We start from the raw sequence: 15,071 nt of genomic DNA, 5'->3' as shown, positions 1-15,071 counted from the left end.
TCATTCTGTAGCCGTTTCTGGATACAGGTCGAGATCGCCCAAATGAAAATAGATCGCTGCCTTGAATCGGTTCTTGTTTCTGAAACCGCGTGATCCGACCTTCACCATCTTGATGCGACTATTGATACTCTCGGCACCGGCGTTGGTTGTGCCAGTAACGATAGCATTGACGATTCCCCAGAGATGCTTCTTGATCATTCGGGCAGCCTTTTTGACAGGCTCCAAGCGGCTTCTAATTGCTCCTGAATACCAACGGTTCCACGCCTTGATAGCCCAAGTGCGAGATCGGTACTGCCACAGGTACGCTGCTGCCTCTTTCCACGCCCAGGCGCGGGCCGTTTTCAACGTGCTATTGCACAGCTTCCTGAAAGCGCCGAGTCGTTTCTTCGGTACGTTCTGTTCGGCTCGCAGCCAGTCATGCTTGGTCCCCGTGAGGACAGCATTGTTTTCTGCCTTAAGCTTCTTGTGCTCGTCCCGGCGGACCTTATCGACGGCTTTACCGAGATGCTGAGCCACGTGAAATCGATCAAAGCAAATCTTGCTATCGGCACCGGGAAGCCCCTCCAGTGTGGCACTGATGAACGCAGGCCACATGTCCATCGATATCGTTCTGATTCCGATACGTTGCTCTTCGCTCAGACTGCTATAGAAGTCTTTCAGGCTTTGCTTCTTGCGATCGTCGCACAAATGTATCACCGCGCCAGTACCAGGATCGCTGACAACAGTGACATAGTCGTGGCGTTTACGAAAAGCCGTTTCGTCGACATCCAGATCCGGATACAGTCCCGTATCATCACGACGCTTGAGGCCGCGTGCAACGGCTCTTTGCATGATCCCGTCAATGGCATCCCACCGTATTTCCAGTTGCCTGGCAACAGCACTGACAGAAGCCTCCTTAAGCCAGTCGATAACCAGTATCTCGAACAAAGCCGTGAATCGAGAACGCTCCTCTGCCCAAGGGACATCGATCTGCTTGATTCCATGCTCGTCGCACTTCACGCGCGGCACCTGCGCAACCAGGACTGTCTGGTACTGGCACGTATCCAAGTGACGCCATCGACGCTCTCGCTTGTCATGGCGTGGGCATACCTTCTGGCACACCGGACAGTGCATGTCAGCTGAGGACGGAGCACTGACACGCACTTCAATCTTGCCACCGTCCAACTTCAAACCGACGTCAGTGACGCTCCATGGCTTCGGAATCCCCAGAATTTGCTGGTACAGGTCTTTATCATTCATGCCATCAAGGCTAACTTACCCACACGGAAACCGGAAGACCCACAATAACAAAGACCAACCCCCCAGTGCTTATGGGTGTCAGTCAGCGTTAAAAGCCATTGCACGATAATCTCATTATCTGTAGATAACTTAGGTGTGTATCGGTAGCAGCTTTCACTGATACCCATTGACCCACAGGCAAGGCGGATGCTGATTGGGTGTGTTTCGACGATCCAGCGCGCCATCTCTTTGCGTTTTACCCCATTGTGGTCCGGCAGTGATAAATACCTCGTGTAGCACTAGTAAATAGTCGAATCATGGTCAGCGTCTATTTCGTAGCCAAAACGCCTACGCGCATCTATCAACATACAGTTAAGGGGGCTTCTAAAAATCCATCAAATTTAGCGCTATAATACAACACAAGGCCCTTTATTGAGAGATTGACTATGCAACCAGGCTTTTTTGATCTTGACAATCGCCTACAGCTGCTTGAAAAGCTGGGTGATCCGTTGCCAAAGCTTCAGCGCAGCGTCGATTGGGAAGCATTCAGGACGTTGTTGAACGTCGTTCACGAGAAAAAGCGCAAGAGCAATGCCGGTAGAAAGCCTTACGACGTGGTTCTGATGTTCAAGATCCTGGTACTGCAGCATCTTTACAATCTTTCTGACGAGCAAATTGAATATCAGATACGTGATCGTTATTCGTTCTGCCGTTTTCTTGACTTGAGCCCCGAGGGACAGGTACCTGACGCCCGCACGGTATGGCTCTTCCGTGAGCGACTCAAGGAGAAAGAGTTAGTGGAGCAATTGTTCGATCTGCTGATGCAGCAGATCAATGACGCAGGTTTCATCGCTCGTAAGGGTCAGATTGTGGACGCCAGCTTTGTCACAGCACCTCGCCAGCGAAATTCACGCGATGAGAACGCGGCAATCAAGAAGGGTCAGACCCCTGAGGGTTGGGAGGACAAGTCGGACACAGTTCTCAGGCAAAAGGACGTGGATGCGCGCTGGACCAAGAAGAATTTCGTCAATTACTACGGTTACAAAAACCATGTCAGCGTCGATAATGAGAACAAGCTGATTCGTCGCTACGAGGTCACTACCGCCTCGGTGCACGATAGCCAGGTATTCGATGTTTTACTCGATCCTGACAACACTAATGCCAACGTCTGGGCTGACTCCGCCTACCGCTCTACAGAGCAAGAACAATCACTGAATGCTAACGGCTATCGTAGTCATATCAATACCAAAGGCAGGCGCAACAAGCCGCTGTCGAACAGGGCCCAGCAGGCCAATTACAACCGTTCCAAAGTGCGATGTCGAGTCGAGCATGTCTTCGGCACGCAGGAGGCGATGGGCGGGATGCTCGTTCGAACTATTGGCAAGGCTCGGGCCGGGGTGAAAATTGGGCTGATGAATCTGACATACAACTTGAAGCGATTTTCCTGGTTGCAAGGGCAGCTGGCTTGATGAAGAGGAAAAAAAAACCGCTAAAGACTGAATAATCGACTGGTTATTCGTCTATTACACGCAATTGATGAAGTTGCCGCTCAATAACTCACGGATACGGAGTGAATAATTTTCCAGTCAAATTGGTAAATCATGAGCCTGAGTTAGAAAATCACCGAAATTCGTGATTGATAGAGGTCCCCTTAATATTCCAAGAAACGAATTACATCGCAACGTACCTCAATATTTCCGTCGCCCCCACCACAGACCGTTTATAAAGTCCAAGCGAACATGTCAGATGAAATCTTACACTGACCGGCTGCTTTATAATTCAGTTTAAACTTGCGTTAATTTTTGTGACGTGTATTCTTCGCAAAGAGGGGTACGAGTATGAGCGATGAAATTAGAAACGCATTGGAAGCAATTAGGCGCTTCAAGGGATCTGTTGAATATTTTCAGGAACGCCTGAATAAAGAAACTTCCTTTGGCATCCCCGGTGATTTGCGCACAATGACTATGGACGACGCCTTTAGGCTGTCCTATGCGATCCGTGACACTCAAGCATCGCTTAGCGCGACAGCAACGCCTACCAGTGTTGAATTTAAAGAACCGCTTTTGCCTAAATTAGTGCAGCACATCGAATGGCAGCGCACCAAGTCGCGCAAAGATTTAGAGATCTTAGCGTCCAAAGTCATCGTTTGCTTTCGTTCACCGGCATTTATCAATGCTTGGGGCAAAGTGAATGTTTTCAGGCAGCTTGATGTGGTTGACCGTCTGACGGACGTCATTCATTTGATCGATCTTTACGATCCTCGCATAACGACTACTGGGAACTCCAGCTCCGAATCTGACCGTTTCATACTGGATGCTAGCGAAGGCCGTGAGTCAATCTTCAAGCCTATCAATTTCGAAGTCTTGCTTAACAATCTACCTGATCAGTTAAATCCGGACAACAACAAGCCGGAGTTCAAGCTGAACGACAAATCGGTATTGGAGCAAGCGAGTTTTTTGGGTGAGATGAAGGTCGAGGTAATTCTGAAGTGGGTCCTCACGGCGAAAGCGCGGCTTGGTGCAATCCTGACAATCATCACGCATCTGGAACCGCAACAGACCAGTCAGAGCGAATTGATGTTCAATTACTATTCCAAGTTACTATTTGGTCTTAATGACATTGAGGAAATTAGTAAAGCGGCAAACCCTGCTGAAAAGGTGAAGCTAATGAGTGAGATTGTCTCTAATGCTGGATTGAAGGGATTAAATCCCACCGTCGCGACCAAACTGATGGCGGGACTGAAAGCGGTAAGTATTCCAATCAGCCTGATCACTGGATTTCTCAAAACCACGACCGGGCTGCTAGAGCTCAGCACGTCACCAAAAGGCAAGATTGATATAAAAAAAGCCGGCAAGACACTGGGTGAGGCAATCAAGCTGATCGGCACTGCCGCTACAACGTTAGGAGGCGATGGAATTAAAAAAGTTGCCGGTAAGCTTTGCTCTGTCTTGGCCGTTCCGATGCTCGCATTTGAGGTAGCTGACGCCCACGCAAAGTTCTCTTCGGCTGAACACAACGGTGATCTGTCGGTCGCTTTTGGGGCAGCGGTTCTGGGACTGTCCTCTGTGGTCGGAGTCGCGTTTTCGCTCTATCTTTCATTTTGTGTCGCGTCAGCAGCCGCTGGTCCGGCGGGTCTCATCATTTCACTGGCGACCGGCATTATTCTTGGGCTGACGCTTCTCGGTCTCTATCTGGTGAACTTCACAAAGGATCACCAACTGCTAATATTCGCGGAACGTTGTGCATTTGGTAGGCGTTTCAGAGATTCCACGAAAGAAAAACCGGGCCACGTCGCCTATGACTTTGGCAAGCCTGGCGCCATAAATACCGACACCATGATCGAGCGTCTCTATTCGTTGCAAACTTCTGTTGGCTTCAAAGCCACGCCTACGGGCTCACAAGCACTTAGCATCTCTCTCACGCATGCTGCTCCTGCTCTGCCAAAGGAGATGGAGTTGTCGATGAGTTTTATAGGCGATGGCTTGAATAATATTGTCGACGAGAAAGTTAAGGGATTTGACGAGGCGGCGTTCCGCACAGGGATAATCAATCTTCTCGCGAGTGATTATGAGAATGTTAAGGGCCAGTTCTTTAAATTGGTCCTCACCTATAAACACGGCACCCGAACTATCGAATACGCGGAAGTGCCATGAGTGACATTGGCGAGAACGATATCCTTCGCGAATTGGTGCAGTTTTTCGCGCCGGTAGCTATCGTTACGCAACGTCCTGACAAGCCATTGCGCTGGTTCAATGTCACGACCGAAATGATGGAGGACATGCCCCACGACCCCGCAGCAGAAATGACGTCGTTGCTGGTGGCGACAGGCCTCGAATTACGGGAGCATCTTGACGACATCACAAGTGCCACTGCGGATTTAGTCGCCGCCGGTCAGGCGCTTTGGACCGTTCTGGATGCACTGAACAAAGGTCAATCGCCTGATCTGCAAAGAGGCCTTACCGCCATTCGCAGCGCCCTTACGAGCGTCACCGACGGTATCGGCAGCGTTGGGGGGTTGCCACCGCCGAATGAAATCGCGGCGGCACTTCTTGAGCATCTTACCGTGCGCTATTTGCGCGACCGTGCGCCCGCGATCTGGCATGGTTGCTGTCTTCTGGGCATCGGCAATGAAGACGCGGTGCGTAAGCAAAATCGCGGTCAATTCGATGCCGCAAAAATCTGGCCTGCGATAAGTAGCCCTCAAACCGCTCTTGCACAGACAATTTCATGGAATACAGGGCTGGATGCAGAGTTGCTTTTTGCCCATCTCGAGGGACTGGCCGCCGAATTTGGACTGACAACACGGATGATCGAAAGCCCACAACACAGTTTTGCGGCCATCCCCCCCGACGCCGACCTCGCTGCGTTGACGGCAGAGCTTCCTCTGCCTGACGATGCTTTGGGTGACACTGTCGAACTGAGTCTTACCGCTGTTATCGCCGAACTTGCCGCAGATGGTCCGACCAAGCCCGGCATCCTGGCCCTTTTACGGATGCAAGGCGACGCCGGCAAAGTGCTCGATCTTGATGCGGGATGGCAAGCCGAATTTTCTAGCGATTTCTCTGGCAACCTGCCTTTTGGTCTGATTGCCAGGCCGGGAGGGCTGAGCTTTGAGGCAACCGCCGCCTCGGACGCTGTCGCCGCAAAAGCCAGTATCACGATCAAGCAGTCCCCCCCCCAATACAAGGAGCGTATCGCGCTTGGCCCATTGGCGATCAACGCCGCGCGGCCAGTTTTTCGCTCGATTTTCCAGACAGGCAAAACCCAAAGCCTTTCGATTGAGGCGACGCTTGAGGATGCTAAGGTCATTATTGCGCCAACTGACCCCGATGGGTTTATCGGCAAATTGGTGCCCAAACCGCTTGAGACCCAAATTTCGCTGACCTTGGGTTATGACGTTAAAACAGGTTTCTATTTGCAACGCGGTGGCGGGTTGGGCGTCGAAATCCCCGCAGGTCTCAGCATTGGGACGATTGTGACGATCTTGTCGGTGGGCATGGCGCTAGATGCAGCTGAAGGCACTGAAGCGGCAAGGCAAACCCTTGCGCTGGTTTTGTCGGGAAAGGCAAAGCTCGGCCCGCTGGGTGTGACGATCGAGGGCATCGGCGTCAATTTGGAGGGCGGATTGCCGACCTCACTGGCAGATGTCAGCGCCCTTGTGGTCAAGTTCAAGCAACCTAGCGGCCTTGGCCTGACGCTGGAGGCCGGGCCGGTGAAAGGTGGTGGCTACATCGCGTTCAACGCAGATACGGGGCAGTATGTCGGCACCCTGTCGCTCAATGTGGCCGAACTCGGCTTGTCCGCATTCGGTATGCTCGACACAAAAATGCTGGATGGCGCTGATGGCTATTCGTTACTTGTAACTGTCGCGGGCCGGTTTTCGCCGGTTCCGCTGGGCTTCGGATTTACGCTGAGCAGCGTGGGTGGGCTGTTGGGATTGCACCGCGATGTCAACATCGATGTCTTGAAACAGGCCGTGCGCGCAGGCACGGCGGGCGATATCCTGTCACCCAAGGATCCGATTGGAGATGCACCGAGGATCGCCAAACTGGCAAGCGGGATGTTCCCGATTACGCGCGGCCAGCATGTGTTCGGCCCGTCGGTCAAATTGGGATGGGGGCAACCGAAAGAACTCGTTTCGCTCGATCTGGCACTTGCCCTGACCTTGCCCGATCCGCTGCGGCTGGTGCTAATTGGGAAGGTCGCGGTGGCCGTGCCGGACCCAAAAATAGCACTAGTTAAGCTTAACATGAACGTCTTTGGCGTCATTGATTTTACCGCCCGAACCCTCGAAGCCGAAGGCGCGTTGTTCGACAGTCAGGTTCAGGGGCTGCCTGTCAAAGGTGGCTTTGCCGTGCTGACTCGCTGGGGCGGGATGCCGACGCTCGCCTTTTCCGTTGGTGGGCTGCACCCAGCCTTTGAACGCCCCGCTGGTTTTCCTGATGTGCCGCGCCTTGGAGTCGATCTGTCTACCAAGGGAATGACGCTGCTGTTGGAGGGCTATTTTGCGATAACCTCTAACTCGATTCAGCTTGGCGCGCGGGCCATGTTAAAAGCTGGTGCAGCCGGTTTCACGCTTACAGGCGAACTGGGTTTCGACGCATTGGTGATCTTCGAGCCATTCGGCCTCGATCTGGAAATTTATGCCTCCGCCTCAATCAGGCGCGGCAGTACCAACCTGTGTTCAGTGTCTGTCCGGGGACGGCTGCGCGGGCCGGGGCCCTGGATCGTCAATGGTGAGGCCACGATTGAGATTCTGTTTTTCGACATTACTGCCAAGTTTTCCAAGACCATCGGACAAGAGCAATCAACGCCACTTTCAACTGTGCGCGCGCGCGAAATCCTCTATGCTGCGTTAGGCGACCCCCGCAATTGGTCGGGGGAATCCGATCAGGGTGATGCCATCATGGATCACGCCGACGGTCTGGTGCCGCCTGGTGCGCAACTGTCGGTGGATCAAAAACTGATCCCGCTGGATCTTGATCTGGCAACCGTCGGTGCCAACCCCATCGAAGGACCGCACCGCTTCGGCATCACAGGATTGCAGCTTGGGCAGTCCCGTCTGGAGGTGGCCGAAACCCTGCGCGCACCATTTGCACGGGCACAGTTCCTAGCCGTGTCGGACGCGCAAAAACTGTCGGGTCCAAGTTACGAGGCCCTGCCGTCAGGAGCGCGTTTCGGGCAAGGGAATTCCGACAATACCGGCTCGACAGCCCGCGTTGACGCGGGCCGTGCCTGTTTTATCGTACAGCCCGCAGATGAGACCACGGGCGAGTCGCGCCGCGTTCGGCTATCCATTGCTACCCCGCGCGCGCCTGACGCCAGCCGGATGCCAACCGCCCCCACGGCGCAGGGCCGTATCAGCATCGAGTCCGAAACATGGACCCATGCCGATAACGATCTGAACGCAGGCGGGCCAGCCACCAGCCATACCGAAGCCAGTGCGTCTGCAGCTTCCGAAAATTCTACTGTCGCCCGTACGACGGAGGTTGCCGCATGAGCCAATTCATCACTTTTGACAGCTGGCGTCTGACTGGCTTGCGCTCTCAGGTTACATCGGCCGGCACCGTCAGTTTCGGGGTCAAGCTGGCCACCGATCAGGGGGCAGATACTGTTTCTGTAACGCTGCCGCTTGCCGGTCCGGGCCAGATGGTCGGGTTGCACCAAGGGGCCGTCCGCAAGATGGTACCAGCGCACGGCGCAGGCGATCACCGCGCTGGTGCGCTGGCCTATCTCGAACTGCGCGATCCAAATCTACCGTGGAGCTTTTCGTTTACCGGCAAGCCGACACTTGGTTTGCTGTGTATGCCTGATGACGATGAAATACAATTTAGTCCAACACGGGTGCCCAACCCTGTGGTTACGATTAAGGGAGGCGGCGCGCGTTTACCACCGATCGTCGCGTTCGATCTAATGGCACATGTTCACAACGGCGACGGAGCCGCCTTCGCGCGGTTGCTCTGCCCTCAGGAACTTAATCCCAATACCCGATATCTGGCGGCCCTTGTTCCGCTGACCGTTAAAGGCCGGATTGCCGCCCTCGGTGATGTTCCGGATCCCAACATCGAGGGGAGTGGCGGCCCGGCGTGGGATACGGGCACTGCGGCATTGACAGTGCCGGCCCTGCACTGGTGGCGTTTTGGTACCGGCACATCCAGAGGTGCCGAAGACATGCTGCGCGACCTGCGAAGGATCGAGTTGAAAGCCAATCCCGAAACCCTGCCCCTTTCAGCAGAATCCACTCAACTCTTGAACCTGCCGCCTGACACCACAACTCGCCGCGCCCCGCTTTTAGTCAATGATTTGCCCGACTTCTCACCCCTCGCCGCTCTGCTCAATGCTTTGTCGCCGCATGATGATCGAGGACAGCTTCGCATGCCGTTGCCAAGCTACGGACGCCTTTACGCAAAAAAGGTCAACGATAAGGTCAACGATGCAGGTCCGGACCTGCCGGACACTGAGCTGCAATGGTTTGCCGAACTTAATCGCACGCCAAGCTATCGCATCATGGCATCGCTGGGTGCAGAGGTCGTGCGGCGCCATCAGGACAATATCATCGGTTTTCTGCGCGATGAAGCGGGTGCCATCGATGACGCCAACGCGCTCTTGTCTCGCGGACATCTGTCACAACGCCTTGCGGCTGCTCTTTATGCCGGAATGGCAAAGCTCTCCGACGAGGCGCTTCTCCGGTTCGCCGCTCCGGCGCTGGCACGTATCAAGACCGTTGACGGCTCGGGTGCCAAGATCATCCGCGGCACGGCATATGAGGCAGCTGGTCATCCCGCGCTGCGTCGCAGGGTCAGCCGTGGCCTGATGGGGAAAGGATCAGGCGGGACGCTCGCTGATGCCATCGTGAACGTCAGTCAAGAGACGCGCAAAGCGCATGATGTTGCAGGAACAGGTGGTTTGCGCGGTTGGCAGCGCATCATAAGGCGCACTGATCGTATCTATATCCAGGACGATAAACGGCTCGATCCCGCGGCCTTGATCAGCCATATGCGCTTCGAAGGCCCGGAAAGTCTGCGCGCGCAGGCCGACACAATCCGCGACGGCGTGATCGATACTACAATAGTGGACGTCACCGAAACGCAATTGCACCCTGCCGGTCCTCAACCGCTGACTGCGTCAATTTCAAGCGCGGCAGTGCGCGAAATCCGTGGCGCGCTCAACCCGGCAGTTAGCATTCCCCCGCGTCTGCGCGCTCGAATAAAGGGGGCACCTGAGATGGGACGCACACCGTTGCCGCGTCGCCTTCTGCATGATCCGGTCTGGCCTGAACCCATCGTAGAACTACTTTTTGATCTGGACCCGAACGCCCTGGCGCCCGGGTTGTCTGACGTTCCGGCAGACAGTGTTGTCGGATTGATACTGGACGGTGCTGCGTTAGAGGCGGTCACAGTCGGTGCGAACCATGAACTCCTGCGCGAGCTGGTTTGGCGTGGGTTGCCGGTGACGAAACACCCAAGCCCCGTGCGGCGCGCTTTTCCCGTGCTGGATACCGGCGGACCTGCCAGTTTTGATCTTGAACCGGTAAGCATGTGGGGCGGTTCGACACCACTGGGTACGCATTGGGGCGGGAAAGTTGGATTTATGGCGATCATCCGTTCGGAGATATTCTTTAAGCACCCAGATACTTTATGTTATCTGTGTGCTGCTAAATGGTCGAACGATCGACGGGAAATAGACCCTAACAGAAACTTGTCTTACCCAGTTGCGATGGGCCAGATCGGCCTGGACATGATTTATCTGGGGTTTGAGGCATCCGCGGATAACATGCGCGGCGAGCTCACATCCGCCGGTTCGGCAGGGCAATTTTTGGTGTTCGAGGTGCCCCAGGACGGACTTAGTTTTGGGCTGGGGGGGCGCAATGGTGCGGCGAAACGCAGCCCCGCACAGATCAAGGCGGAAGGTGGCTGGCAGTCGCTTGACTGGGATGATCTAGATGCAAACCTCTTGACGAGTGCTGATTTCGCTGGGATAAGGCTCGATGGCCTTGAGTGGGGGGCTTCTGCTGCTGCTATGGCGGGAATATTACTGGAAAGACCCCCGATGGTCGCGCTTCACGGGTCTGATTTATTGGGGCCACGGTCATGAGCTTTACGCTAGTCATAGAGGATATCTTTAGATTTGCGGGGGCCCGCACCAGGGTCGTAACGGGGACGCTGAAAGGGGGCGCTGCAGCTGTTGGTGATTCGGTGAGCGTAAGCACATCCGCAGGCGAAACGCGCACTAGCGTGACGCGGCTTCTGGTCGGGGGCAATGCCGCGCAGACAGCCCCGGAAGGCGCGCAGGTAGGTATGACCTTTGCGCTACTTGAGATTCTGCCCGTACTTGGCGGCACAGTTCAGAGCGCGCGGCCCGACCAGCCTGGACAACCGATTCTGAAATTGTCTGATCTGTCATTCGACGGAACGATTGCCGGTGGGCCGACCTTGCTTTTGCCATTGCGCATCGAGACGGCCTTTGAAGGCTTGCAACTGCGATTACGCGCATTTCCTGATAGCCTACATATTGCATCCGATGAGAGTCGGATCAGCGCGAGCGAAGAGCTGCTCGCGCGTCAGTATCTTGTTGCGGTGGCGGCGGGTCAGCCCGCCGCACTATTGCGACCTGCGATCGACACTGCGCTGGGTAGCGCCCGTGCCAGCTTTGTTCTGGAACAGATCCGGGTTGGGTCGACCAAACGTGCTGACGAACCGCTGGCAACCGCCCGTCCGGTCGCGCGGTGTCTGCCTCACAGGCTGTTTGGTGCTGCATTTCGACGTGGTCGGGTCATCGCGGCCGCGCGGGGGCTCGAAATCCCACGCGAGGTGCCAGTGGGTCCGGCACCCGGAGATACCGACTTTCTTGGTGCGGCTGCCCTTAGCTGGTTGTCGGATTTCGACGCAGCGCTGGCGATCGGGATGGCACTTGAAATGACGCTGCCGGACCGCGACAGTTTTGACCGGCTCGTCGTTTTTGGCGTTGGCGAGGATGCAAGGCAGGACCAGTCCGCCTTGGAGGCGCTTATGCACAGTCATAACCAGCGCGCCAATGGGGTAACCTTGCCGGAACCCGGCCAGCCAACCAAGGGAGGCGGGGTGATTTCGCCTACGACCAAGCGCACACGCGCAGGCGGCGCGCGGCTTGCCGGTGCCCTTGGTCTTGATGCCGTACCTCTGTCTCAGGATGCGCCCGATATCGAACAGGTGCGCACCGTTCTGGCAGATCTGATTTTTGAAGCGGCAGTTCGTCCGGCGGCCGAATTTTTGTTTGATTCCGATCCTGCTCTGAGCAGTGGAGAAACGTCACAACAGATCGACAATTTCAAGAAACGCTTTCTTGCACTGCGCCCTGACGGTGTGTTGCCGATTTTACGTGTCGGCGAGGATCCGGTGGCACTTACCATCGCGGCACTCGATGCGACACCAAGAAACGGCATGGACCCGCTGCGTGCCATCATTGAATCGCGCGCGATGCTGGCGCAAGAATCCCGTGATGTTAGAAGGTCCGAAGCGGCCTTGCCCGGCTACGAACCCACAATCACCACTTTAGCCCGCCACGATAGAGGCCAAATTTGGAGGGCAAGAGATTTTCTGCCTCCGGAACTTGTGCTGGATATCCTCACCAACTTGCCAGATCCGGATCGCCGTCTGGCGGCAGAGCGGGCCTTTGCAAACATCACAGACCGTGCGGGTCTGTTGGTCGCAGCCCATGGTGTCGCCGGCCCTCACGCAACCAGTGATGGTGCGCAGTTTTCCGACTTTGCAGCACAACTGTGTGGGTCGCTTGTCGCGCCGGGGGCAGAGGACAGCACTACTTTGGAACTTAATGATCCAAATCTGGAAAACCTTCTGGCAGTAGGCCCGTTATTGAGCCGCTTGCAGCAGCGGCTTGATCCCAAACTTAAAGAGCAAATAGAGCATGGTCCCTTATCGCTTCTGGCGGTCTTTGCAGAACACCTATTCGTGCGCGCTCTGGCCGAGATAGAGGCTGCGCACCGAACATCTAATTCTAAGGAGCGCTCTGAACTTCTTGGTCACGGACATTGGAAAATTCCCAAAGAGGGGCCTGAACGCCTGCGTCTGGCTGTCGCCGCGATTCTGCGCCTGAATGGGGGGCCTTTGCGTGATTTGGCTGAGAATGCCGCAGGTTCCCAGAGCACTCCGCGCCACGCGCTCGAGATTCTCATGGTTCTGCCCGACCAGCTCGAACAGCTGGCGAAAACACCGCCCCGGATCACCCATCGCGTGATGGCTGGCCTTCTCGATACAGTGTCCCACCGTGCGGACGTGTGGGAAGAGCTTGCCGCGAAAGATATTCTGGACCTTCAGCGCAGCAATGCCGACCGCACGCTTTGTGTTGGGGCGTACGGTGTTATCGAAGGCCCCCTGCCTGTCCCAATTACACAGCAGGCGCCCGCGCAATACATCACCGCGCCGTCTGCCAGACTGGCGACAACGCTGGCAATCCTGTGGCGTGCGCGCAAAGGTCTGGCGTGGCATGATCCCGGTTCTGAAGCACTGCTGCCTGCCGACCTTTCGCGCGAAACCATGTCTACCGCACAGCCACTTCTGGCGGCCCTGCGCCGAGGCGATGATCTATCGGACAGTCTTGCCGTTTTGGTCATCGACCATTTGCAGCGGGTGGGCGCAGCGGGGCTGGAGGCCGACATTGCGGGCGTTTACCCTGCGCAAAATGCGACGCCCGCCACCGCACTGTTCGATGGCCTGGCATTTCTGGACGATACCTCGTTGCAAAGGTGGTCGAACGTGCCAGTTGCTGTAAGCGATGCCCACGGTGCTTTGACTGCTGCTGCGGCGGCCTTGCGACAGGTCCTTGTAGCAGAAGGTGCATCAGCGTTGTCAGAAGGCCGCCCGGAAGCTGCTCAGGCGGCGTTGGCGGGGCTCGGTTCAGGCGCGGCTCCGCCAGATGATATAAGCGTATCGCATGCGCGAATGGCCGGTGAAACCGTCGCGCTTCACGTGGCTCTGGCAACCGACTGGCTGGACAGCGGCGCATCCGGCACAGATTTGCGAGCGATCCTTGCACCGGAACTTGCACAAATTGCAAACCTGTTACTGGGCCCGATCGCTGGACAAGTTAACACCAGGGACGGTAGAACATTGCTGTTGTCCGCTATGGTCAGTTCGGCTCTGGAACTGGCGTATATCATGGCGCCGGGCCGTGACGGACGCGCCTTATTGATGTCGCAGGCGCGCACCCGTCTTAACCTGGAGCCACATCAAACTTTCGCATTCGACCGTGCCGCCGACGATACTTTGTGGTTGGCAGGCAGGCTTTTTCTCGCGCTTGCCAACCATGGGCCCCTAATGCCGCAACACCTTGGCGTGGTAGTACAAGAGGGCTGGAGAGAGGATGCAATCACCCAGGCGATGGCACGGACGCGCAGCACAGTTCAGAAATGGCGCGCACAGTTCAGGCGCATCGGCGAACGAGTCGTCCGAGACCCGATCACGCTGCCGATTCTGCCAGGCAATTTGATTCGCACAGATAGCATCACCCTGGCGGATACATTCATCACCCCGCACCCAATACTTGACCGCATTTTGGGGAATCTGAACGTATCCACCGGGCCGCGCGGACTGATGGAAATCGGCAACATTCTCGGTCAACGTCTGACCGATGCCGATGCCGCTGGAACACCCGAAGATGCGCTCAAGGCGCTGCTTGGCGATTTGCCGATTGTCCTACCTTTCCGGCTTGCTGATTCATCTGTATTTGATCAGGGCAAGCGCCTGAAACATGCTGGACCAAGTGCATTGCTGCACTGGATGGAGGACAGCGCGACAGTGCAGGACACTCTCGAACCGCTGGCCGATTTGATGAGTGCGCGCAACGGTGACATGCCCGCTACAGCAATGCAATGGAACGAGGATGGCGCCGTGCCTAACGGCCCTGAAACAGATTGGATCGGTGGCCCCCGCACGAAAGACGACGTATATCCCGCTACTGCATCCTGCGTCGTTGTTGGTGATATCAGCACCCGTTCGAGACAAATTGCCGGTCTGTATCTAGACGGGTGGCCTGAAACCATACCGCCACTGACGGGCGAAACCGGCATCGTGATTGATATTGATGCACCCTCTGCCCGCGCACCACAGGTGGCAATCCTTGGTGTTCGTACCACCCCTTCCGAGCAATGGAACCCGACAAATGTGGCCTGGCTTGTTCACCAAGTCGTTGATCGCGCACAAGCCCGACTGCTTGGCCCGACCGATTGGTCTGACGAAATCCAAATAGAGCCGTTGATTCGCAATCTTGGCGCTACGCTTCCGATGCTGATGGTCGAGCATGACATTGCAGCGCTGGCCGCTGGTTATTGTGTGAAACGCAACGAATCCGACATGTAA

The 15,071-nt window shown here is 55.9% G+C and carries 6 protein-coding genes and 1 pseudogene; 5 read left to right on the top strand and 2 right to left on the bottom strand.

Annotated features, from left to right (window positions below; all coding sequences use genetic code 11):
* Both IMCC3135_RS09815 and IMCC3135_RS34955 read right to left on the bottom strand, forming a co-directional pair.
* The gene (locus IMCC3135_RS09815; protein ID WP_169727435.1) at positions 1-1,239 is read right to left on the bottom strand and encodes an ISL3 family transposase; all 1,239 of its coding nucleotides are present in this window, start codon (positions 1,237-1,239) and stop codon (positions 1-3) included.
* Positions 1,240-1,283: 44 nt separating this feature from the next.
* A pseudogene (locus IMCC3135_RS34955) lies at positions 1,284-1,475 on the bottom strand (IS3 family transposase); the annotation flags it as partial.
* 189 nt (positions 1,476-1,664) lie between these two features.
* On the opposite strand from IMCC3135_RS34955, the gene IMCC3135_RS09810 reads away from it, so the two are divergent.
* The 5 genes from IMCC3135_RS09810 to IMCC3135_RS09790 all read left to right on the top strand — a co-directional run bounded on the left by IMCC3135_RS09810 (position 1,665) and on the right by IMCC3135_RS09790 (position 15,071).
* Positions 1,665-2,687: an IS5 family transposase gene (locus IMCC3135_RS09810; protein WP_088917445.1), complete on the top strand. Its 1,023-nt coding sequence runs from the start codon at positions 1,665-1,667 to the stop codon at positions 2,685-2,687.
* 369 nt (positions 2,688-3,056) lie between these two features.
* Positions 3,057-4,871, top strand: coding sequence for a hypothetical protein (locus tag IMCC3135_RS09805; RefSeq protein ID WP_088917444.1), 1,815 nt, complete (start codon positions 3,057-3,059; stop codon positions 4,869-4,871).
* Positions 4,868-8,218, top strand: a complete 3,351-nt coding sequence (locus IMCC3135_RS09800; protein ID WP_088917443.1) for a DUF6603 domain-containing protein — start codon at positions 4,868-4,870, stop codon at positions 8,216-8,218. Before IMCC3135_RS09805 ends, IMCC3135_RS09800 begins: the two co-directional genes overlap by 4 nt.
* Entirely contained in the window at positions 8,215-10,812 is a 2,598-nt protein-coding gene (locus tag IMCC3135_RS09795; RefSeq protein ID WP_088917442.1) for a hypothetical protein, read from the top strand. Before IMCC3135_RS09800 ends, IMCC3135_RS09795 begins: the two co-directional genes overlap by 4 nt.
* On the top strand, positions 10,809-15,071 hold the full coding sequence (locus IMCC3135_RS09790) for a hypothetical protein (RefSeq protein ID WP_088917441.1): 4,263 nt from the start codon (positions 10,809-10,811) through the stop codon (positions 15,069-15,071). The genes IMCC3135_RS09795 and IMCC3135_RS09790 overlap by 4 nt, the downstream gene beginning before the upstream one ends.

Source organism: Granulosicoccus antarcticus IMCC3135, assembly GCF_002215215.1.
GTDB classification, from domain to species: Bacteria; Pseudomonadota; Gammaproteobacteria; order Granulosicoccales; family Granulosicoccaceae; genus Granulosicoccus; species Granulosicoccus antarcticus.
Note: the sequence above shows the minus strand (reverse complement) of the source record. Positions and strands in the feature narration are given on the sequence as shown.